We start from the raw sequence: 20,663 nt of genomic DNA on the forward strand, positions 1-20,663 counted from the left end.
GTTGCATGGAATTTTTTCTCGAAGTGCTGATTGGTGGACTGCTGGCCGGCGTTATGTATTCCCTGGTGGCCATCGGTTTCGTACTGATCTACAAGGCCAGCGGCGTGTTCAACTTCGCTCAGGGGGCGATGGTACTCTTTGCCGCGCTGACCTTCGTCAGCTTGCTGGAGCGCGGAGTGCCGTTCTGGCTGGCGTTTATCGTCACCCTGGCGGCGATGGTGCTCTTGGCGCTGTTGATCGAGCGCGCCGTGCTGAGGCCTCTGGTCGGTCGCTCTGCGATCACCCTGTTCATGGCCACCCTCGGCATGGCTTACATCATCGAAGGCGCCGCCCAGGCAATGTGGGGCGCCCAAGTGCATGGTCTGGAACTGGGCATCAGTGATGAGCCGTTGGAACTGGGCGGCATTCTGTTGTCGCAGTTCGACCTGTTCGCCGCTGCCACGGCGGCGGCGTTGGTGCTGCTGCTGTCGTTGTTGTTCAACCGCACGCGGATGGGGCTGTCACTGCGGGCGGTCGCCGACGATCCACGTGCGGCGCTGACCATCGGCATCCGCCTGCCGAAGGTGTGGGCGGTGGTCTGGGCGGTCGCCGGTTTCGTCGGGCTGGTTGCCGGGCTGCTCTGGGGCGCACGCCTGGGCGTGCAGTTCTCGCTCTCGTTGGTGGTGCTCAAGGCTCTGCCGGTGCTGATCATCGGCGGCTTCACCTCGATCAGTGGGGCGATCATCGGCGGCTTGATCATCGGCGCCTCGGAAAAAATTGCCGAGGTCTACCTGGGGCCGATCATCGGTGGCGGCATTGAAAACTGGTTTCCCTACGTACTGGCCCTGCTGTTTCTGCTGGTCCGCCCAGCGGGGCTGTTCGGCGAACGCGCCATCGAACGGGTCTGAGGAGAGTCGATCATGCTGTACCAAGAAGCAGGCCAGTTCAGACTGCGTTACGTCGATGACCGTCGGTTCTTCCGCCTGCGCCAGGATCGTCTCGGAATGGCCGCTTTGCTGGCATTCGCCTTTATCGCTGTGCCGCTGCTAGGCAACGACTACTGGTTCAGCGCCATCCTGATGCCGTTTCTGGTGCTGTCGCTGGCCGGCCTTGGACTGAACCTGCTGACCGGTTACGCGGGGCAATTGTCGCTGGGCTCGGCGGCGTTCATGGCGGTGGGAGCCTTCGCTGCCTACAACTTCGAACTGCGCATCGCCGAGTTGCCGCTGCTTGTCAGCCTGCTCCTTGGCGGTCTGGTGGCGGCGCTGGTGGCGATCGTCTTCGGCTTGCCGAGCCTGCGCATCAAGGGTTTCTATCTGCTGGTATCGACCCTGGCGGCCCAGTTCTTCGTGCAATGGGCGCTGACTCGCTTCAGCTGGTTCAGCAACGACAGCGCTTCTGGCGTGATCAGCGCGCCGCCGTTACTGGTGGCCGGGTATGACTTTTCATCTCCGGCGGGCCGCTATCTGCTGACCCTGGCGGTGGTCAGTTCGCTGTTCTGGCTGGGGGCCAACCTGGTACGCAGCGAACTGGGGCGCAACTGGATGGCGGTGCGCGACATGGACACCGCCGCCGCGGTGATCGGCATTCCCTTGCTCAAAACCAAACTGCTGGCCTTCGCCATCAGCGGCTTCTTCCTCGGTGTTGCCGGCTCCCTCTGGGCCTTTACCTACTTGGGCACGGTGGAGCCGCATGGCTTCGACCTGAGTCGTTCGTTCCAGATCCTGTTCATCATCATCATTGGCGGCATGGGGAGCATTCTTGGCAACTTCCTTGGCGCTGCGTTCATCGTGCTGTTTCCCATCCTGCTGTCGAATCTGGCCTCGCTGCTGCCGGCGGGGCTGATCGATGCCGGGCAGGTGGAGAACCTTCAGAAGATCGTTTTCGGAATGCTGATCATCCTCTTCCTGATCAAGGAACCGGAGGGCCTGGCGCGCCTCTGGCAACGTTTTCGCGAGCGCGCACGGCGTTGGCCGTTGCGCTACTGAGCGAACCCACGCAGCGGGCGCATAGCCGCCTGCACATCCACACTGCCCACTGATTTTCAAAGGATAACCACGATGTTCATCCGATCCGTCTTCGGCCGCCTGGCGCTGGCCGTGAGCCTCGCTGCCGGTGCACTCAACGTGCAAGCGGCCAACGAACAGTACTTTCCCCTGCAGAGCTACCGCGTCGGCCCATACGCCGCTGGCGGCACGGGATTCTTTGGCGGGTTCATCGACTACCTCAAGTACGTCAACGCCGCTGGCGGCGTGAATGGCGTCAAGCTGACCTGGAGCGAGTGCGAGACCGAGTACGTGGTGGAGAAGGGCGTGGAATGCTACGAGCGCCTCAAGGGCGGGCTCAATGGCGCGCCGGCCGCTGCCACCAACCCGCTGTCGGTGGGTATCGCCTATGCGACCCTGGATCGCTCCACAGCTGACCAGCTACCGCTGATCACCATCAACCATGGACGCACTGACTCCACCGACGGCAGCGTGTTTCCCTACGTTTTCCCGCTGCAGCTCAACCCTTATTCCGAGGTGTCTGCCATCGTCAACTGGATCGGCCAGCAGTCGGGCGGTGAGCAGGGGCTCAAGGGCAGGAAGATCGTTACCCTGTATCACGGTTCGCCCTACGGTAAGGAAACCAACGAAGTGCTGCAGACTCTGGCCGACAAGTACGGCTTCGAGCTGACCCTGCTGGAAGTGCCACACCCCGGCAACGAACAACAGTCTCAGTGGCTGAACATTCGCCGGCTCAAGCCGGACTGGGTGATACTGCGCGGGTGGGGGGTGATGAACCCTGTTGCGCTGAAGACTGCACAGAAGGTCGGTTTCCCTGCCGACCACATCATCGGCAATATCTGGAGCAACTCGGAGGAAGATGCAGCGCCGGCCGGCGCGGCCGCCAAGGGCTTCATCTCCATCACCACGCACCCGTCCGGCACTGACTTCCCGGTGCTGCAAGGCATCAAGCAGGACGTGGTGGACAAAGGGCAGGGCGACCTGGCCGATCCCAAGCGCTTCGGCACCGTGTACTACAACCTCGGGGTGGTCAACGGCATCCTCAACGTCGAGGCGCTGCGCCTGGCGCAGGCGAAATTCGGTCAGCAGCCGCTGACTGGCGAACAGGTGCGCTGGGGCTTCGAGCACCTGAACCTGGACGATACACGCCTGCAGGCCCTTGGCGCCAAGGGCCTGGTGCAGCCGCTGAAACTTTCCTGCGCCGACCACGAAGGCGGTGGCGCGGTACGCTTCCAGCAGTGGGACGGGCAGAAATGGAACCTTGTCAGCGACTGGGTGCAGGCTGACCGCACGCTGCTGCGGCCGATCATCGAGGCCTCATCGCACAAGTACGCCAAGGAGAATGGCATCATTCCGCGCGATTGCAGCCAGGAAAGCTGATGGAGCAGGGCTGGCCGAGGCGGAGGCCTCGGCCGATTCGTTCCCTCAGGCACGGGTGGCACAGTGTCTAGCCAAGCTTGAACAACCGCTGGGCATTCCTGGCGAAGAACTTCTCCACGACCTCATCCTTCAGCCCTAGGCGCTGGGCATCCTCGATGCTCTGGCGGATCGGGCGGAAAGTGTAGGAGGAGCCGAATAACAATTGCTCGGCGAGAAAGCCGTTGGCCGCCTGCACATAGCCCTCGCTGCCGGGCAGGAACAGGTACATATCCGGCACCAGGTGGATATTCTCGTAGCGGAAGGCCAGGCCGATCGCCTGTTGCACGTTGGGCCAGTAGCCGTGGTAGACCACGATCCTGAGATCAGGAAAGGCACGGGCTACAGCGGCCAGGCGCGCAGGGTCGTTGTAGCTTGGGTCCGGCGTGGTCGGGCCGCTCATCAGAAACAGCGGGATGCCGCGCTTCTGCAGGTGCTCGTAGATCGGCCAGTACAGCGCATCGTCCGGGTGCCGCGCCGGGTCGCCGAAGCCCGGTTCCAGGTCGATGCCGGCCAGGCCGAGCACGTCGATGGCGCGGTCGATTTCCCTCAGTGCGCCTTCGATGCCCTGCTATGCCGGCTCCACCGCACCGATACCGAGCAGTTCGTCGTGGCCATGGACGATGACGTGGATCGTATCGTTGGGCAGGTGCTGGCTCGGCGTATGGCGGCCAACCACCACGGCCTTGTACAGACCGGCCTCGCGTACTTCGGCCAGGAAGCCTTCGGGCGTCAGCGAGCGCTCGAAGTGATCGTCCGCGCCACGGGTGCCGACGCGGCGGTTGAGCCAACGGGCGACGTCATGTTCGGGCGAGCCGGGTACGCCACCGAAGAAGGGGTGCAGGTAGGCGGGGCGACAGCGCAGGTCGATGATTTTCATGCGACGTTCTCCTTGCTGGCACGCACGTCGAACGCACCACCGGTGAAGGCACCTTCGACGGTGACCTTGCCCTTGCCGGGCAGCAGTGGGAAAACCAGCTCGGCGAAACGATAGGCTTCTTCCAGGTGGGGATAGCCAGATAGCACGAAACTGTCGACACCCAAATCGGCGTATTCCAGCAGACGGGCGGCGACGGTTTCCGGGTCGCCCACAAGCGCGGTGCCGGCGCCACCGCGTACCAGGCCGACACCGGCCCAGAGGTTGGGCGCCACTTCCAGTTTGTTGCGGTCGCCACCGTGCAGCGCGGTCATGCGCCGCTGGCCTTCGGAGTCCATTCTGGCGTAATTGGCCTGGGCAGCGGCGATGGTGGAGTCGTCCAGATGACTGATCAGCTCGTCGGCGGCGGCCCAAGCCTTCTCGTTGGTTTCGCGCACGATCACATGCAGGCGTACACCGAAGCGCACCGTGCGACCGCGGCTGGCTGCGCGGGCGCGCACGTCGGCAATTTTCTCGGCTACGGCGGTAGGAGGCTCTCCCCAGGTCAGGTAGGCATCGACGTGCTTGGCCGCCAGTTCGTGGGCGGCAGGGGAGGAACCGCCGAAATACAAAGGCGGGTAGGGCTTCTGCACAGGTTCGAAGAAGTTCTGCGCGCCGCGCACCTTGAGGTGTTTGCCGTCGAAATCGACCTTCTCGCCTTGTAACAGTCGTCGCCAGATGCTGAGAAATTCGTCCGAGGCGGCGTAGCGCTCGTCGTGGGCGAGGAAGACACCATCGGCCTCCAGCTCGGTGGCGTCGCCGCCCGGCACTACGTTGAGCAGCAGGCGCCCGCCGCTAGCCTGATCCAGGCTGGCGGCCTGGCGCGCGGAGGCGGTGGGATTGCCCAGCGAGGTGCGCAGGGCCACTAGGAGTTTGATGCGCTGGGTGACCGGCACCAGGCTGGCAGCGGTGACCCAAGGGTCGAGGCAACTGGCTCCGGTGGGAATCAGCAAGCCATCGTAGCCGAGTTGGTCGGCGGCCACGGCGATCTGTCGCATGTAGGCGTTGGTGGCCGTGCGGCCACTGGCGGATTGACCGAGGTAGCGGGTGTCGCCCGATGTGGGCAGGAACCAGAAGATATCAAGGCTCATGAAAATCAGTCCTTGTGCGGTTGGGCGTGTGGGAGGGCGATTGACCCTTGCGTTGTCGCAGCGCTAGGCGTTCGAATGACCTGCTGGGCGTCTGCAGCTTGGACTTGGAAGTGCACCTGCGGGCAGGCCTTGCTTGTTTTCTGTCAGATACACAACTGCACGGCCCGATCGGGATGGGCCTGCGCCTGGGGGCGACGTCGATTGACCACCAGCTCGCCGATGGCGATCAGCCGCGCGCGGGTGATATTGCGGCTCAGCCCCAGCAGGCTGGCCGTGTGCACCTGGTTGTGGTGGCAGAATCGATAGGCCGCGCGCAGCAGGCTGTCCTCGACCTTCTCGTGCAAACCACCGGCTTGCTCTTCGAAGAAACGATGGAATGCACGTAGCAACTGCTCGTCGGCGGTTTCCACAGGAAAGGAAGGTGACTGCTCCTGACGCTCTATGCGCAGGTGCGAAAGGCGCAGGTCGTCGTGCTGCACCAGGCCGTTACGACACACCAACAGGGTATGGTGGATGACGTTCTCCAGCTCGCGGATGTTGCCCGGCCAGTCGTAGCTCACCAGCTTGCGCTCGGCCTCGGCGGACAGACGCACTTCGCCGTAACCCAGGCGGTTGCAGTAGGTTTTGATGAAGTGCCGGGTCAGCGGCATGATATCGCCTGGTCGTTCACGTAGTGGGTAGAGCTGCAGGCTGACTACGTTGAGACGATAGTACAGATCCTCGCGGAAGTTGCCGGCACCGATGGCCTTGTCTAGCTGCACATTGGTAGCGGCGACCACGCGCACGTTGATCGGGATGCTTTTGCGCGAGCCCAGGCGCACCACTTCGCGTTCTTGCAGCACGCGCAGCAGCTTGACCTGGATGGCCATGGGCAGGTCGCCGATCTCATCGAGAAACAGCGTGCCGCCATTGGCTTCCTCGAACCAGCCGGCCTTGGCCGCCAGGGCGCCGGTAAACGCGCCCTTCTCATGGCCGAACAGCTCCGCTTCCACCAGCGATTCCGAGAAGGCACCGCAGTTGACTGCGACGAAGGGGCCGGTGTGGCGTGCGCTGAGGTTGTGGATATGGCGTGCGACCAACTCCTTGCCTGTGCCGGTCTCACCGATGATCAGGACGCTGGCCTCGCTGGGGGCGACCTGTTGCAAGTGGGCGAGCAGCGCCTGCGATCTAGGGTCTTCGAAGACTTGTGCGGTGGCCCGGATCGAGGTAGCGAGTGTCGGCGAAGGGGGGAGGGTCAGCAGCTGCATGGAAATCCCTATGAATAGAAAGAGGGTGAAGGTCTTGTCTGGTTCAGCGCCCAATCACCCAGTTCGTGAAGCTTGTAGTCCACCGGGTCGTGCAGGCTCTGCGTGCGCAGGTTGCGCCAATAGCGGTCGAGACGGAGCGAGGCGTGGGTGGCACGGGCACCAGTCACCTCGAATAGACGGTTGCAGACGTCCAGGCCGTTGCGCACCGCTGCCACCTTGGCAGTGGAGATGGCCAGTGCCAGTTGCGCGCGTTCTTCGGCGCCTAGGGCATGCTCCTTGTTCCAGGCTGTATCAAGCTGCTCGGCAGCCCGCTCCACCAAAAGGCGCACGCCTTCCAGGCCGACCCAGAACTCGCCGTAGTGACGCAGGATGTATGGGTCTTCGCTGACGTGCTGGGCCTTGGAGCGGAACCACGGACGGCCCTCCTTGAGGGTGTACTGGCGTGCCTCTTCCAGCGCGCCTTCGGTGATGCCGAGGAAGATATGGGCGAAATGCAACTGTGCGATCAGCGGGCGCAGGCAGGCGAAAGGGGTGCTCAATGGCCCGGGGTCGAGCAAAAGTTCGCTTTCTTCCACACGCACGCGCTCGAAGGTGGCGCTGCCGCTGTCGGTCTGGCGCTGGCCCATGTTGTTCCAGTCGCCGTGCAGGGTAATGCCGGTGCGCGCGCTGGGAATGGCAGCAATCAGCAGCTTGCCGCCGGCGCTCTCGTCGATGGCCGAGGCGATCAGCATTTCCGAGTCGCTGGCGCCGGAGCAAAAGCTTTTCTTGCCGGAAAACTCGAACCAACCATCGAAACGCTTGAGTACGGTGCGGGTGTCCAGCGGGTTGAGGGCATTGCCCCAGAACCAGTTCTTGCGCGCGGTCTGCTCGAACCAGGGTTGCCACTGGTCGGGGCGGGAAAACAGGCGCACTGTGGCCAGCATCAGATGCTGGAAGCCGAATACGTGTGCGATGGAGCTGTCGACCTTGGCGAACTCGCGCACTGCACCCAAGGTTTCACTCCAACTGGCACCGAGGCCGCCATACTGGGTCGGGATGCTCATGGCCAATAGGCCGCTCTGGCGCAATGCATCGCGCTGCTGTTTGGGCGTGCCGCCGGCCTCGTCGCGCTCGACGGCAGTTTCAGCAAACTCGGCCGCCAGGCGGCGGGCGGTCTGAATGGGGCTGAGCACGGTGGGTTGCTGGTGCGTTCTCATGCGTCCGCGCTCCTCAGGCGATCTTGCGCAGAACATGCGCCTGGTAGCTGAGCACGCCAGTTGCGCGTTCGGCCGCCAGCTCTACACGTGCCTGCAAGGCCGGGTTGACGATGCGATAGTCGGCAAAATCGGCTTCGCTGGCGTAGACACCGATCGGCAGCGTCAGCGCCTGGAAAAAGCTGAAAAGCGGGCGAAGCTGATGATCGAGCACCAGTGCATGCCGTTCGCTGCCACCGGTGGCGGCGAGCAGCACCGGCGTGTCGATCAGGGCGTCCTGGCCGATGAGGTCGAACAGGTGCTTGAACAGGCCGGGGTAAGTCCCGCGATAGACCGGCGCGGCAACGATCAGCAAATCAGCCGACTCGATGTGGCGCAGTTCGTGTTCGACGGTTTCCGGCAATTCATTACGCCACTGCGCCCCTCCGAGCGGGCGGGCGATGTTGCCCAGTTCGATAAGGTGAGTATCGATGTTCAACTGTCGGCTAATTGCGTCGATGATGGCTTCGGTCAGGGCCAGGGTGCGTGAGGGGCGGGAGGTGCCGCCGGAAACGGCGACGATTTTCAGGGCAGTAGTCATGCTAGACGTTCCTGTTTGCTGTGGCTCGAGATGACACATCGGGAGCAAATGCCATACCAGAAGCGCACACCTTGAAAATACTGGCTTGTCCAGTGTTCAGGGGGTACCAGGGTGTTGAAACTCAAGCGCATTTGTTGAATGGCTGTTGCTGGTGAAACAGTTGAAGAGGTGTTGGCATGGCAACAAGCAAAGCGTAAACCGGGACTGATATCTCAAAAAAGAATAATGAACTATATCTATATATTTTAATGATATATGTATTCGCTGCGCATTTGGTTTACAGGGCCGAGTAGCACTTCAACGTCCAACCAAACCCCAGGCGTGGTCCCTGCTGTTTGCGATGCAACAGCAGTTAGGCACTGTTGCTGCTTCTTCAACACCACGCTGCCCTGCGAATAGCCCTTATACCGCTCTAGCACTTGGGTTTTAGCGATTGGCATGGAGTCTGCTTTGCTGCCTTGGAATCCATTGAACGCCAGGGGGCGACGTGATCGCTGATAAATACCCACTGATTACCAATGACCCTTTGGAAGCCACTGCGCAGATCAGCGCAGATTCCTTTGACTCTGCATCGATTGGTGATATCGCGCTGGAATTCCGCACGGTCACCAAACGCTACGAGGGTAGCCGGTCAGGTTCCACCAACGCGGTTGAGCATGTGAACCTCGCTGTGCGGCGTGGCGAGGTGCTTTGCTTGATGGGTACATCTGGCAGCGGCAAGTCGACTTTGCTTCGGCACGTCAACCGCTTGATAGAACCGAGCAGCGGCGAGGTGCTCGTGGACGGTGAGGTGCTGGGCGACTTGACGCAGCCTGCGTTGCGTCAACTGCGGTCGCAGCGCATCGGCATGGTGTTTCAACACTTCGGTTTGCTGCCGCATCGAAACGTGCTCGACAACGTCGCCTTTCCCCTGGAATTGCGCGGTGCGCCAGAAAGCATCCGCCGCGAAGCGGCACTACGCCAATTACAGGCGGTGGGGTTGAAAGAATGGAGCGAGCGCTTTCCCTACGAGCTGTCTGGCGGCATGCAGCAACGTGTCGGGCTGGCGCGGGCACTGGTCAGCGATCCTGACATTTTGCTGATGGACGAACCCTTCAGTGCGCTGGATCCAACCATTCGCCGCGATTTGCAGGGGCGCTTCCTGCAACTGGTGCGCGAACGGGGAGTTACTACGTTGCTGGTGACACACGATCCGGGGGAGGCGTTACGTTTGGCTGATCGTATCGCCGTCTTGCGTGGTGGTCGGTTGATTCAAGTCGGCACTCCTGGGGAATTGCTTGAGCACCCGGCAGACGAGGGTGTGGCAGATTTCTTCGACGAGCGGCCGCCTATTGGCTCCAGCATTCCGCCGCTTAGCGACGAGGTTTCCAGCGAGCCTCCGTCGGTCGCTGTGCAAGAACGATCGACAACCGGCTGGATTCGCCAAAGCCTGTTGGGCCCGGCCGCGCTCGCTGCGGCCGAACGAGGTGGTCTGTTCTGGCTGGCGCTGCTGGTGGAGTTGACGGCCTTGGCCCTGCTTGCCGGCGCGTGGCGCGAGGAGGGTGGCTGGCTGCCGGTCATTGCGCTGGCAGTGCTGCTGGCCAATCGCTTTGGCTGTGCCTGGGTGAGCATGCACGCCCATGGCCGTAACGCCCAAGGCGCCGCACTACCCCTGGCGCTGCTACTGGTGAGTCAGGCGCTGACCGTATGGCGGGCCCTGACGCCAGATGCAGCCGGTGCACTGGCGCAATTCCCCTCCGATCGCGACAGTATGCTGGCGGTCGCGGGTGCCATCGACAAGTTGATTGGCTGGTCTCAGGTAACCTTCGAGAGTGCCTTCGTCGGGGTGATCGTGGCGGTGCGCACTGTCATCGATGGCGTAGAAGGTGCGCTGGGCTGGATTCCGTGGCCGGTACCGGCGCTTGCCCTGGTCTACCTGGCCTGGCGATCTGCCGGGGCGATCCTGGCCCTGACGACTGCCTTAGCCTTGGGCTACATCGGCCTGTTCGGTTTCTGGGATCGCACGGTTTCCACAATTGCTCTGGTCGGCTCCTCGGTGTTGCTGTCACTGCTTATCGGTGTTCCCACCGGAATCCTCTTGGCCAAGCGGCCACTGGCTCGGCGTTTGATCACGCCCCTTCTGGATGTCATGCAGACCTTGCCGACTTTCGTTTATCTGATTCCTGCGGTGGCGTTCTTCTCGGTCGGAAAGACGCCGGCGGTGATCGCCACCGTGATTTTCGCCTTGGCACCGATGATCCGTCTTACCGCCCTAGGTATTCAGGAGGTGCCCAAGGCCGCCGTGGAGGCTGCGGTTGCCCATGGCGCAACACCCTGGCAGACCCTTACTCGGGTCGAGCTGCCACTGGCCTCAGGCTCTCTGTTGCTAGGGGTGAACCAGACCATTGTGATGAGCCTGTCCATGGTCGTCGTGGCCGCGCTGATCGGTGCCGGAGGCCTCGGCTACGACGTCATGACCGCCTTGCGCAACATCAAGGGTGGTGAGGGCGCCCTGGCGGGTATTGCCATTGTTTTCTGTGCCTTGGTACCCGACCGGATCATCCAGGCATCCCTTCGCAAACGTCATCATTCTACTCAGGAGCAACAGGTCCCATGACTCGATTCCTTTCCCGTGCGTTTACCGGGTTCACTTTGCTTGGCGCTTTGGTGTCGGCGACATCAAGCTTCGCCAAGGAAAAGATCGTTATCGGCGAGCAGAACTGGACCGGCGCCATCGCCATCCAGTACCTCCTCGGCGACATCATTTCCAATCGCCTCGACGGCGATGTGTCCTATCTGGCCGGTGATCTGCCGGTACTGTTCGCTGCCGCTGCCAAGGGCGACGGCTCGGTGGACGTGCTGACCGACATCTGGTTGCCGAACCAATCAGCAGCCTTCGCCAAGTATGTGACCGGTGGTACCCGGTCGCTGATTCCCAACAAGCAGCCCTATGTCGGAGTGCAGGGTTTCTATATCCCGGGCTACATCCAGGACAAGTACAACGTTAAGTCGGTGTATGACCTGAAAAAACCAGAGGTCGCCAAGTTGTTCGCTCCGCTGGGCGGCGGCAAGTCGCAGTTGTTGGTCGGGCCAGCAGGCTGGGAGTCGACGTATATCGGCCAGATAAAAGCCAAGGACTTCGGTTTCGACGGCAACTTCGAATCGGTCTCCACCGAAGCCTCGGTGACTTACGCCAGGCTTGACGCTGCGTACAAAGCCGAGCGGGGGGTGATTTTCTATGCCTACACGCCGGACTGGATCTTCTCTGCCTATGACCTGCGCCGTCTCGATGAGCCGCCGTTCGATGGGTATGCCCAAGACAACAAGAAAGGCGACCCGCTGTACAAGGCTGACGGCTGCTGGAAGTTCATCAGTCCGACCGTGGATGCCGATTGGTTGGATAAGAGCAATATCACCTGCGCTTATCCCGATGCGAAGGTGCACATTCTCGCGTCTTCGGCACTGCGCCAGCGCGCCCCCCGGATTGCAGCATTTCTGGAGAACGTGAGCATCGATCCTGCGTCGCTCAACGATCTGATCCTCAAGATCGAGCGCGAGAAGCAGCCGGCTGAGGTTGCGGCCAAGGCCTGGGTTGCAGCCAACCAGGTTACCGTCGATCGTTGGTTGAGTGCCGCCGGCGCCCAGGTGGCTGCCCAATGACTCAGCATGCCTGGACGTTGCTTGATGGTGGAATGGGACGAGAGCTCAAGCGGATCGGCGCGCCTTTCCGGCAGCCGGAATGGTCGGCACTGACACTGCTCGAAGCGCCTGAATACGTGGTACAGGTACACCGAGCGTTCATAGCCGCAGGGGCCAAGGTGATCACCACCAATAGCTATGCGGTGGTGCCGTTTCACATTGGCGAGGAGCGCTTTGCCCGTTCCGGCCGGAGGCTGGCTGAACTGTCCGGGCAGCTTGCCCGTGCCGCTGCCGATGAGGCGGGCGCTTCGGTGCGAGTTGCCGGCTCGCTGCCGCCGGCGCTGGGGTCGTATCGTCCGGATCTTTTCGATCCGTCCCGTTCCGAGGCCATCCACCGTGAATTGATCCGGGGCCTCGCGCAGCATGTGGATTTCTGGTTGGCGGAAACACAGAGTTCCCTGGCCGAGGCGCGCGCCGTGCACGCGGCTCTGGATGGCGATCGCAAGCCGCTCTGGCTGTCCTTCACGTTACTCGATATTGACACCGAGGACGCGGTGCCTTTACTGCGCTCGGGTGAAAGCGTGCAGCAGGCCGTTCTGCTGGCCATTGAGCTCGGGGCCAGCGCGTTGCTGTTCAATTGCAGCCAGCCAGAGAGCATGGGTGCAGCGCTGCGCAGTGCCCGGCAGGTGCTGAATAAGGAGGCTGCCGCGCTGTCGCTGGGCGTCTATGCCAATGCCTTTGCGCCGGTGCGTGAAGATGCCCAGGCCAACGACACGCTGCTCGATATTCGTGCTGACCTTGGGCCTGAGGCGTATCTGCAATGGGCACAGCAGTGGGTCGAGGAGGGGGCTAGCATTGTGGGCGGTTGCTGCGGCATCGGGCCGGAGCACATCGCCCGACTGGACGAGTATTTGCAAGCAAGCAAACAGGGGACGGAATGAGTGAAATAGCGGTGTCTACGGTTACGCAGTGTCGGTTGGGCTGGTGTCGATGCAGTTTTTGCATTGCCTATGACACGCAAGCCAATGGTTCTTGCCACAGTTGAGATCGAGCTCGATTTGGAAACGGGGCCGCACAAGGCATAATGTAGGACCGGTGGGGCCCGGTTAGTGTACCCGCCCTGAATCTTATGCCTTGACTCGGAAAAGTTATGAATCTGACGGCGCTTCAAGCCCGCGTAGCCCGCGATATAGTGACCTATGTTCGCCAGGAACAACTGGCTGCCGGGCATCACGTTTCGGAACTGGGGCTGGCCAAGGCTCTGAAGACGTCGCGCACCCCTATCAAAATTGCTCTGAATTACCTCGCCGAGCGAGGCATGCTTAACCAGGACCGGAACCGCGGTTTTTTTCTGGCAAAACCGTACGATGATCTGGCAGAAATCGCCCAGGATTTATCGATTTCTATCGATGATCCGATCTATCAGCAGATCGCGGTGATGCGTCTCAATGGGCAGATTCCTGAGCAGTTCGCTGAGACGGACCTGATGCGTTTATTCGACGTTTCACGCTATATGCTGCGTGGCGTGTTGATGCGAATTCAACAGGAGGGTTGGATCGAGCAGCGTGCAGGTCAGGGTTGGCAGTTTCTGCCGATGATCGACTCGGTCGAGGCTTATGAAGAGAGCTATTCGTTCAGGGCGATTATCGAGCCAGCAGGCCTGCTGGCCCCTACGTTCATGGTCGATACCGAAGCTTTGGCTCGCTGTAAGAAACAGCAGCAATTCATCGCAGATGGCGGTTACCTGACCATGACACCTCAGGAGCTGTTCGAGTCCAATGCACAGTTTCACGAGACGCTTGCCGGTTTTTCAGGCAACAGGTTCCACGTTCAGACTGTTCGCCGTCTCGATCAGCTTCGCCGATTGGTGGAGTACCGACAGGCCAGCAAACGTTCGCCTCGCCGTGAGCAGGCCGTCGAGCATCTCGCGATTCTTGCCTGTCTTGAGCAAGGTGATCGCCTTGCGGCGGCTGATCATATGCGTAAGCACTTGGAACAAGCTCGCCGCCACAAAGTATCTGCAGAACTGTTTGAGTCGGTTAAGCTGAGTGTTGAAGCCTCTGCTGAGTCAGCTTGAGCGGGTATTCATCTCGAGTCTGCGTGGCTTTCTATGCCTTCAAACATCGCGCCAAATTATCGAGCACAACGCCTGTCCTGGCAGCCTTAGATAAAGATTGACCCAGTCTGCTATCCGGGCATTCCTGAACGTTGTTAGTTGTTCGCATCTACAATCAACCGGCCGCGGATCCTTCCATCCAGCAGTTCAGTGGCGGCCGACAGTGCATCTTCAAGACCGATAGTTCGGGTCATCACAGATAAGGCTTGCAGGTCGAGTTGATCAGCCAGGCGTTGCCAAGCGTTGACGCGGCGTTGGAATGGCTGAGTGACGCTGTTGATGCCGAGCAGGCTGACCCCGCGAAGAATGAAAGGGGCAACGGTTGCCGGGAAATCCATTCCCTGGGCCAGCCCGCATGCCGCCACCAGTCCTTCGGACTTTGTGCCTGCGCACGCATTGGCCAGGGTATGGCTGCCGACCGAGTCGATCACTACTGCCCATTGTTCTTTTGCCAAGGGCCGCCCCGGGGCTGAAAGCTCGGCTCGGTCGATAATGGCTGTCGCTCCCAGGCTCTTGAGGTAAGCGGCTTCGCTGGACTTGCCCGTGGCCGCCGTGACGGTGTACCCGGCGCCGGCCAGAAGGCTGATGGCGAAGCTGCCCACGCCGCCTGTGGCGCCTGTGACCAGCACCGGACCATCGGCGGGTTTCAACCCATGGCGTTCCAAGGCGATCAGGCACAGCATGGCGGTGTAGCCTGCGGTGCCGATGGCCATGGTTTGGCGCTCATCAAGGCCCTCGGGGTGAGGGATAAGCCAGTCCCCGCTCAGTCTCGCCTTCTGTGCAAGCCCACCCCAATGGCTCTCACCCACGCCCCAGCCATTAAGGAGTACGCGGTCACCTGGCTTATAGCGCGGATCATCGCTTGACTCGACGGTGCCTGCGAGGTCGATGCCCGGCACCATAGGGAAGCTGCGAACAACCGGCCCTCTTCCTGTGATAGCCAGAGCATCCTTGTAGTTCAAGGTGCTGTAGGCGACCTTCACCGTCACGTTCCCGCTTGGTAGTTGGTCGTCATTCAGCTCAGTGAGTTGGGCTGAATACTTGTCTTCCTGCTTCTCAATCAGAATGCCTTTGAACATTACCAACTCTCATTTAGACCGATTGTCTTTAAATTGTCGCAAGGAATCACCTGGTGATTCCCGCCAGAAAACCTTGCAAAAAAATCTCGAGGGGACGGACATCCTGCACAAGACGCGCTCGAAGGACGGCGCCCTCCCACCCAACCCAGAAGAAGGCCGCGAGGGCTCTGCAGTCACACGTGGAGGATAGCTCTCCCAGCTCGACCGCTTCCTCCAGGCAGGCAGACAAGCGCTGCTCCCAGTCCAGCAGGGTCAATTCCAGCTGCTCACGGAAGCTGTCGGGCAGCACCAATACCTCCTGGCCGAGGTTGCCCACCAGGCAGCCTCTTCGGAAGCGGTACTTGGCCATCCCGAGCTTCGCTTCTTCAACGAAGTGGGACAGCCTTTGCAGCGGCGACAGGCTCGGGTCGCTGAAGCAGCGATCGAGTTTGCGGGCAAAGTAGTCGGCATAGCGCTTCAGGACGGCTTGGCCGAATGCTTCTTTGCTTTCGAAGTAATGGTAGAACGAGCCTTTGGGTACCTGGACGCGCTTGAGCACGGCGTCGATACCGGTGGCGGCGAAGCCCTGTTCGGTGAGGATTTCCATGCCACAGCGCAGCAGCAGCTCAAGCGTGTCACCATGTTCACGGGCGATTTTAGGCGGCCTGCCTCTGCGGGGCGTCGGGTTGGTGCTATTCATGCGTTGTAATTTAGACTGATCGTCTCTAATGTCAACCCTGTAGCGATTCGATACCCGATGAGCCTTGCGTTGGATGGGTCATGAAAAAGCGTTTACCTCCCTTGAACTGGCTTCGGGCATTCGAGGTGTCTGCTCGGTTGTTGAATTTCACCCATGCCGCTGAGGAGCTCAATCTCACCCAAGCGGCGATCAGTCAGCAGGTAAAAGCCTTGGAGTCCCAACTCGGCATCGCGCTTTTCAAGCGCCTGCCTCGTGGGCTTGAACTCACCGAGGCCGGTAAATCCTACTTTCCTGTGGTGCGGGAATCGGTCGAGCGCCTTGCGGCATCCACCGATGAGATTTTCGGGCATGGTCATCGAAGTGCATTGAGCATCCGCAGCAGCCTGGTGTTCTTCACGCATTGGATAGCCCCCCGGTTACCCCGGTTCAAAGCACGACATCCGCACGTGAGCATTCGCGTGGCAAGTAACATTTGGGTGGATGAAACAGAGTTCGATGCCGACCTGGAAATCAGGTATGGGCAAGGGCGCTGGCCTGGTATGAAGGCCGAGCGATTGACATGGGACACGCTGGTGCCTGTGTGTTCACCGGCATTGATCAGTGCGGATTGTCCGTTGCAGCGCCCCCATGATCTTGCGAGGCACTCGTTACTGCACGTGCTGGGCTACGAAGAAGGGTGGGGCTATTGGCTGCAGAAAAACAACGCAGAGCGTGTCGACTCCTCGCTGGGTATGCAGTTCGACACCCTGATTTCGGCACTGACGATGGCTGAACTGGGTCAGGGCGTCGCGTTGGCGCGCTCCTCACTGGTCAAGCACCTGCTGGACGAAGGCCGACTCGTCGCCCCCTTGGGCTGCCAGGTGCCGACCAAGGAAGCGTTTTACCTGGTGTATTCCAGCCACAGCCTGGTCAATCCTGATGCGGCGGCCTTCGCTCAGTGGTTGTGCGAAGAAGCCCAGTCGTTCAAGGCAGCGTCCGACGCGCAGGAGGGAGAACCCCTCCAGCAATAAGCAAGGCGTTCCAGCAATAAAAAAAATGGCCCCTTGGGCCAATTTTTATTGCTTTCGCGTTGCCGTCGAATTTCTGAAAGTAGCAAGCACATCGCAAGCCCTTGGATGGTGCGGTCGTCCAGGGACCGGTCAGTACGAGGTCTCAATAACAACAATAACCGGGCCGGCTAATGGCGTCGGCCCGGGTTACCTTGGGTGATCCTCATGCAGCAAACCAACCAGTTGCCTTTGCAAGGCGTCAATGCCATCGATTTCGGACAGTACATCGCAGGCCCTGCAGTCGCGATGATCCTCGCTGATCTGGGCGCGACGGTTGTTCACATCGACCCGCTGGGTGGGCCCCTCTGGGACAGCCCGGCCAATGCCACGCTCAACCGCAACAAGCTGTGCATGCGCCTGAATCTGAAGGCGCCAGAGGGGCTGCAGCAAGCGCGCGAACTCATCTCCCGTGCCGATATCGTGATCGAAAATTTCCGGCCTGGGGTGCTGTCCAGGTTGGGCCTTGATTTCGCAGAGCTGCGACGTGCACGCCCTGAGTTGATCACCTTGTCGATTCCGGGCTTTGCCAGCGATGACGAGTTGCGGGCGCAATGGCGTGCGACCGAGTCGGTGATCGCCTCGGCTTCCGGTGTGTTCACCGATATGGGCCAAAACCGCGTGCTGATGGGAATCAACCCGAGTTTCTCGCCACTTCCCCTGGCATCGGCGTACGGCACCATGTTGGCGGTGTCTTCCGTGGTGCTTGCGCTGCAGGCACGTGAAAAAAATGGTGTTGGCGATCAGATCGAAGTACCCTTGGCGTCAGCAGTCATGGAAGGACTCTCATACAACTCGATCAAGATCGACGGGTATCCGCTGCGCTACAAAACACTGCGTGAAAAGGAGAGCGAGCGTCGTGGGGCCGAAAACCTGGCGATGAACCTGAGCTACCAGGATCTGCAGGAGTTTCTCGACCCGTTCTACCGCACCTATGAATGTGCCGATGGCCGCAAGTTCTACGCTGTGTGCCCCTCGCACCGTGAGCATGCCAAGCGCTGCCTGCAGGCAATGGGCATCTACGAGGAAATGGTTGCCGCCGGCTTGCCGAAAGTCGATGACCCCTACCTGCCGATCGATCAATGGGAAGGAAATGCATCCCTGGGCGTTTACCCGTTGCCTGCTGATTGGGCGGCGCGTATTTCTGCCAGGATGAAAGAGGTGTTCCTGACCAAAACAGCCGCTGAGTGGGAAGTCATCTTCGGTGAGGGGCGGTTCCCCGGTGCGCCCCACAGATCTACCCAAGAGTGGCTCCATGATGAGCACTCGAATACTGCTGGGTTGATCGTTGAGGTCAATGATCGCGAGTTTGGCCTCATGAAGCAGCCTGGCCCGATCGCATGGCTGCAGGGCTGCTCTGAGCCAATGCTTAAGCCACTTTCGCGCCGTGATGTGAGCTTCGAAGAAGCGTTGGTGACCTTGTCCGAGAGCCCTGCGCGTGCATTGCCTCCTGCCAAACTCGACAAGCCTGCCGGTTGGCTGGAGGGGGTCAAGATCCTCGATCTGACCAACGTGATCGCAGGGCCGCACTCGACTTCGTTCTTGGGCCGCTTCGGTGCTGACGTCATCAAGCTCGACCCGGTCATGCCCAATTACGATCCCTGGAATACCGTGGTCTTCGGCATGTCGTCGGCACGCGGCAAGGAAAGTGTTCTGGTCGATCTGAACAAACCCGAAGGCCGAGAGGTATTCAATCGCCTGGTGCGGGAGGTCGACGTGATCGTCATGAACGCACCTGACCGCCAGCTGGCACCGCTGGGCCTGGATGAGGCGAGCCTCCAGGCAGTGAATCCTGGTGTGATCTTCTGCCAGCTGGACTGCTTCGGCGGGCCACGTCGCGGCCCTCGTACTGACTATCTGGGGTATGACGATCTTATCCAGGCCACCACCGGGATCATGCTGCGCTTTGGTGGAGGGATGGATACACCAGAAGAACATGCTCACGTCGGCACCATTGATGTGATGTGCGGGTTTGCTGCCGCTCTGGGTGTTGCAACAGCCCTGTATCGCAAGCATCACTCCGGCGAAGCTCACCGGGCCCGCACCTCGCTCGCATCACTGGGGAATCTGGTACAGATCCCGTTCTGCTACGACTACTCAGGTCGAGCACCATTCAACGAGCCGTCCGGGCGTAACGTCGTTGGCTACAGCGACCTTTCTCGGTTCTACAAGACGGCGGATGGTTGGATCTACCTGGATGCCTCCGAGTCAGAGCTGCACAAGTTCGCGGCCATCTCCGAGCTCCGCGGGTTGGCGTCTGCAGGTGATCGCGCTGCCTATCTGAACACCGCCATTGGCCGCATGAGCAGCTCGGTCCTTCAACAGCATTTCCAGGCTGCCAACATTGCAGCAGCGGTGCCGGACAACATTGATCACCTGCGCAGCCAATACAGCCGATCTGCTGATGGCTTGCCAGGCACTGATAATGGAAGCTACTCCTTCAGCATCTACAGCGACCATCCGAGTGGTCATAGGGTGACGCAGCTGGATCCCTACGCCATTCGCCCACGCGTAGCGCGAATTCGAGCGTTGCCACCCGCCGAGAAGTTTGGCGCATCCACTCGCAAGGTACTGGGGCGCTACGGCTATACCGACGAGCAGATTCAATCGCTCCTAGATGCCGGCGCAATCGGCGAGTCCTGGAGCGAGGAATATCTGCCCAGCTAACTGCCGAGGGTTATTCAGGGGGAGGCCCTATCAGCGTCCTCCCTTGCACTTCGATTCACCGATCCGAACACGAGCCCAAGGCAGCTCGCGGGCGCGTTCATGCCCAGGAAATGAGATAGAGCCATAACTTACAACAGCATCCTCCCGCGTATCCTGCAAACCGGTGCCGGTGCCAGCCAGCACATCCATCAGGTTTTTGGCGAGCCTCGGCTGCCGCAAGCCACTGATCATCACCGACCGAATGATGGTCGACCTGGGGTACGCAGGTCGTATCAGCGCCGTACTGGCTGAGCACGGCATCGAAGTTGACGTGTTCTCCGATACCGTGCCGGAGCCCACTGCATGGCATGGCTTGGTGCAGAAGATGTTACGTGTCTTGGTTCATGACTAACTGCAAGGAGCAGTCGGATTGCAGGACGATGATGCCGGTCAACTTCCTGCGATGCCGAAAGTGCTTCGCGCCAAGGATATCTATTACTCACAAGGCATACCTTGCCAAGGGCCAGCCGATGGCGAAAACGAAGTTGCGAACAATAGCGGGAGGCTAACGATCGTGCTGGAGCGAGGGCACTGCGGTAGGGGTTTGCCATGATGGTTTCTTTACCTCCTGGTTATCGAAGGCTCGACGTGCTTTGCGGAACTCCTCGGCGTTCTCGACCACCCACATCCAAACAGGAGACATACGAACCAACAGTTCCATACCAAGAGGCGTTAGTTCATATTCAACCCTTGGTGGAATTTCACCGAACTCCCGCCGGATTAAAAGCCCGTCCCGCTCCATGGCGCGTAGCGTCTTCGTCAGCATTCGCTGAGTCACTCCAGCCATCTGCCTTTTGATCTCTGCGTGGCGCATCGTGCCGTAAACGCCCAATGCATGCAGTAAGCCCAGTGACCAACGGCTGCCTGCGTGAGCGAGGACCTCTCGCCTGACACCATCATCATCTTGTCTGAGCGTTTGGCACAGGGCCTCTGCGTCACGAAGAGTCTGCAGGTCTGTCATTTCTCCCCCTGGTATCACGTGTGTGCCTTC

At 60.5% G+C, this 20,663-nt stretch carries 16 protein-coding genes and 2 pseudogenes; 10 read left to right on the forward strand and 8 right to left on the reverse strand.

Features of this window, described 5'->3' with window-relative positions; translation table 11 throughout:
* The first annotated feature begins 5 nt into the window (after positions 1–5).
* The 3 genes from ACPFMA_RS12265 (at position 6) to ACPFMA_RS12275 (ending at position 3,365) form a co-directional block, all read left to right on the forward strand.
* Positions 6–887 carry a branched-chain amino acid ABC transporter permease gene (locus ACPFMA_RS12265; RefSeq protein ID WP_425930305.1) on the forward strand — a complete coding sequence of 294 codons (882 nt, stop codon included), beginning with the start codon at positions 6–8 and terminating at the stop codon, positions 885–887.
* A 12-nt stretch (positions 888–899) separates the two neighbouring features.
* A complete protein-coding gene (locus ACPFMA_RS12270; RefSeq protein WP_425930306.1) occupies positions 900–1,967 on the forward strand; it encodes a branched-chain amino acid ABC transporter permease in 1,068 nt (355 codons plus the stop codon).
* Positions 1,968–2,039: 72 nt separating this feature from the next.
* Complete coding sequence (locus ACPFMA_RS12275; RefSeq protein ID WP_425930307.1) at positions 2,040–3,365, forward strand: ABC transporter substrate-binding protein; 1,326 nt, start codon at positions 2,040–2,042, stop codon at positions 3,363–3,365.
* Between the two features lie 67 nt (positions 3,366–3,432).
* Here ACPFMA_RS12275 and ACPFMA_RS12280 read toward each other — a convergent pair.
* The 5 genes and pseudogenes from ACPFMA_RS12280 to msuE form a co-directional block, all read right to left on the reverse strand.
* Positions 3,433–4,281: pseudogene (locus ACPFMA_RS12280) on the reverse strand (amidohydrolase family protein).
* Positions 4,278–5,408, reverse strand: coding sequence for an FMNH2-dependent alkanesulfonate monooxygenase (ssuD, locus tag ACPFMA_RS12285; RefSeq protein WP_425930308.1), 1,131 nt, complete (start codon positions 5,406–5,408; stop codon positions 4,278–4,280). Before ssuD ends, ACPFMA_RS12280 begins: the two are co-directional and overlap by 4 nt.
* A gap of 143 nt (positions 5,409–5,551) precedes the next feature.
* Entirely contained in the window at positions 5,552–6,655 is a 1,104-nt protein-coding gene (locus tag ACPFMA_RS12290; protein ID WP_425930309.1) for a sigma-54 interaction domain-containing protein, read from the reverse strand.
* A gap of 8 nt (positions 6,656–6,663) precedes the next feature.
* The gene (locus tag ACPFMA_RS12295; RefSeq protein WP_425930310.1) at positions 6,664–7,851 is read right to left on the reverse strand and encodes an acyl-CoA dehydrogenase family protein; all 1,188 of its coding nucleotides are present in this window, start codon (positions 7,849–7,851) and stop codon (positions 6,664–6,666) included.
* 13 nt (positions 7,852–7,864) lie between these two features.
* Positions 7,865–8,428, reverse strand: coding sequence for an FMN reductase (gene msuE / locus ACPFMA_RS12300; protein ID WP_425930311.1), 564 nt, complete (start codon positions 8,426–8,428; stop codon positions 7,865–7,867).
* A gap of 487 nt (positions 8,429–8,915) precedes the next feature.
* Between msuE and ACPFMA_RS12305 the strand changes: the two genes are divergently transcribed.
* From ACPFMA_RS12305 to ACPFMA_RS12320, 4 genes are all read left to right on the forward strand, one after another.
* Positions 8,916–11,024: an ATP-binding cassette domain-containing protein gene (locus ACPFMA_RS12305; protein WP_425930312.1), complete on the forward strand. Its 2,109-nt coding sequence runs from the start codon at positions 8,916–8,918 to the stop codon at positions 11,022–11,024.
* Positions 11,021–12,067, forward strand: a complete 1,047-nt coding sequence (locus tag ACPFMA_RS12310) for a glycine betaine ABC transporter substrate-binding protein (RefSeq protein ID WP_425930313.1) — start codon at positions 11,021–11,023, stop codon at positions 12,065–12,067. The genes ACPFMA_RS12305 and ACPFMA_RS12310 overlap by 4 nt, the downstream gene beginning before the upstream one ends.
* Entirely contained in the window at positions 12,064–12,987 is a 924-nt protein-coding gene (locus tag ACPFMA_RS12315; protein ID WP_425930314.1) for a homocysteine S-methyltransferase family protein, read from the forward strand. The genes ACPFMA_RS12310 and ACPFMA_RS12315 overlap by 4 nt, the downstream gene beginning before the upstream one ends.
* 209 nt (positions 12,988–13,196) lie before the next feature.
* Positions 13,197–14,123 (forward strand): FCD domain-containing protein, encoded by a 927-nt coding sequence (locus ACPFMA_RS12320; protein WP_425930315.1) that lies wholly within the window; start codon positions 13,197–13,199, stop codon positions 14,121–14,123.
* A gap of 134 nt (positions 14,124–14,257) precedes the next feature.
* Here ACPFMA_RS12320 and ACPFMA_RS12325 read toward each other — a convergent pair whose 3' ends face one another.
* Together ACPFMA_RS12325 and ACPFMA_RS12330 are read right to left on the reverse strand one after the other, a co-directional pair.
* Entirely contained in the window at positions 14,258–15,241 is a 984-nt protein-coding gene (locus ACPFMA_RS12325; protein WP_425930316.1) for an MDR family oxidoreductase, read from the reverse strand.
* Between the two features lie 46 nt (positions 15,242–15,287).
* Positions 15,288–15,920 (reverse strand): TetR/AcrR family transcriptional regulator, encoded by a 633-nt coding sequence (locus ACPFMA_RS12330; protein WP_425930317.1) that lies wholly within the window; start codon positions 15,918–15,920, stop codon positions 15,288–15,290.
* A gap of 80 nt (positions 15,921–16,000) precedes the next feature.
* Here ACPFMA_RS12330 and gcvA point away from each other — a divergent pair, with 80 nt between their 5' ends.
* The 3 genes and pseudogenes from gcvA to ACPFMA_RS12345 all read left to right on the forward strand — a co-directional run.
* Complete coding sequence (gene gcvA, locus ACPFMA_RS12335) at positions 16,001–16,930, forward strand: transcriptional regulator GcvA (RefSeq protein WP_425930318.1); 930 nt, start codon at positions 16,001–16,003, stop codon at positions 16,928–16,930.
* A 204-nt stretch (positions 16,931–17,134) separates the two neighbouring features.
* Positions 17,135–19,633, forward strand: a complete 2,499-nt coding sequence (locus tag ACPFMA_RS12340; protein ID WP_425930319.1) for a CoA transferase — start codon at positions 17,135–17,137, stop codon at positions 19,631–19,633.
* A gap of 123 nt (positions 19,634–19,756) precedes the next feature.
* Positions 19,757–19,973: pseudogene (locus ACPFMA_RS12345) on the forward strand (iron-containing alcohol dehydrogenase); the annotation flags it as partial.
* Positions 19,974–20,177: 204 nt separating this feature from the next.
* Here the strand turns inward: ACPFMA_RS12345 and ACPFMA_RS12350 are convergent.
* A complete protein-coding gene (locus ACPFMA_RS12350) occupies positions 20,178–20,633 on the reverse strand; it encodes a winged helix-turn-helix transcriptional regulator (protein ID WP_425930320.1) in 456 nt (151 codons plus the stop codon).
* Positions 20,634–20,663 lie beyond the last annotated feature (30 nt).

This window comes from Pseudomonas sp. NyZ201, from assembly GCF_049860765.1.
Lineage (GTDB): Bacteria > Pseudomonadota > Gammaproteobacteria > Pseudomonadales > Pseudomonadaceae > Aquipseudomonas > Aquipseudomonas bharatica.

Coding starts and splice junctions, on each gene's coding strand:
- ACPFMA_RS12265 (WP_425930305.1), top strand. CDS start 6: ATGGAATTTTTTCTCGAAGTGCTGATTGGTGGACTGCTGGCCGGCGTT.
- ACPFMA_RS12270 (WP_425930306.1), top strand. CDS start 900: ATGCTGTACCAAGAAGCAGGCCAGTTCAGACTGCGTTACGTCGATGAC.
- ACPFMA_RS12275 (WP_425930307.1), top strand. CDS start 2,040: ATGTTCATCCGATCCGTCTTCGGCCGCCTGGCGCTGGCCGTGAGCCTC.
- ssuD (WP_425930308.1), bottom strand. CDS start 5,408: ATGAGCCTTGATATCTTCTGGTTCCTGCCCACATCGGGCGACACCCGC.
- ACPFMA_RS12290 (WP_425930309.1), bottom strand. CDS start 6,655: ATGCAGCTGCTGACCCTCCCCCCTTCGCCGACACTCGCTACCTCGATC.
- ACPFMA_RS12295 (WP_425930310.1), bottom strand. CDS start 7,851: ATGAGAACGCACCAGCAACCCACCGTGCTCAGCCCCATTCAGACCGCC.
- msuE (WP_425930311.1), bottom strand. CDS start 8,428: ATGACTACTGCCCTGAAAATCGTCGCCGTTTCCGGCGGCACCTCCCGC.
- ACPFMA_RS12310 (WP_425930313.1), top strand. CDS start 11,021: ATGACTCGATTCCTTTCCCGTGCGTTTACCGGGTTCACTTTGCTTGGC.
- ACPFMA_RS12315 (WP_425930314.1), top strand. CDS start 12,064: ATGACTCAGCATGCCTGGACGTTGCTTGATGGTGGAATGGGACGAGAG.
- ACPFMA_RS12320 (WP_425930315.1), top strand. CDS start 13,197: ATGAATCTGACGGCGCTTCAAGCCCGCGTAGCCCGCGATATAGTGACC.
- ACPFMA_RS12325 (WP_425930316.1), bottom strand. CDS start 15,241: ATGTTCAAAGGCATTCTGATTGAGAAGCAGGAAGACAAGTATTCAGCC.
- ACPFMA_RS12330 (WP_425930317.1), bottom strand. CDS start 15,920: ATGAATAGCACCAACCCGACGCCCCGCAGAGGCAGGCCGCCTAAAATC.
- gcvA (WP_425930318.1), top strand. CDS start 16,001: ATGAAAAAGCGTTTACCTCCCTTGAACTGGCTTCGGGCATTCGAGGTG.
- ACPFMA_RS12340 (WP_425930319.1), top strand. CDS start 17,135: ATGCAGCAAACCAACCAGTTGCCTTTGCAAGGCGTCAATGCCATCGAT.
- ACPFMA_RS12350 (WP_425930320.1), bottom strand. CDS start 20,633: ATGACAGACCTGCAGACTCTTCGTGACGCAGAGGCCCTGTGCCAAACG.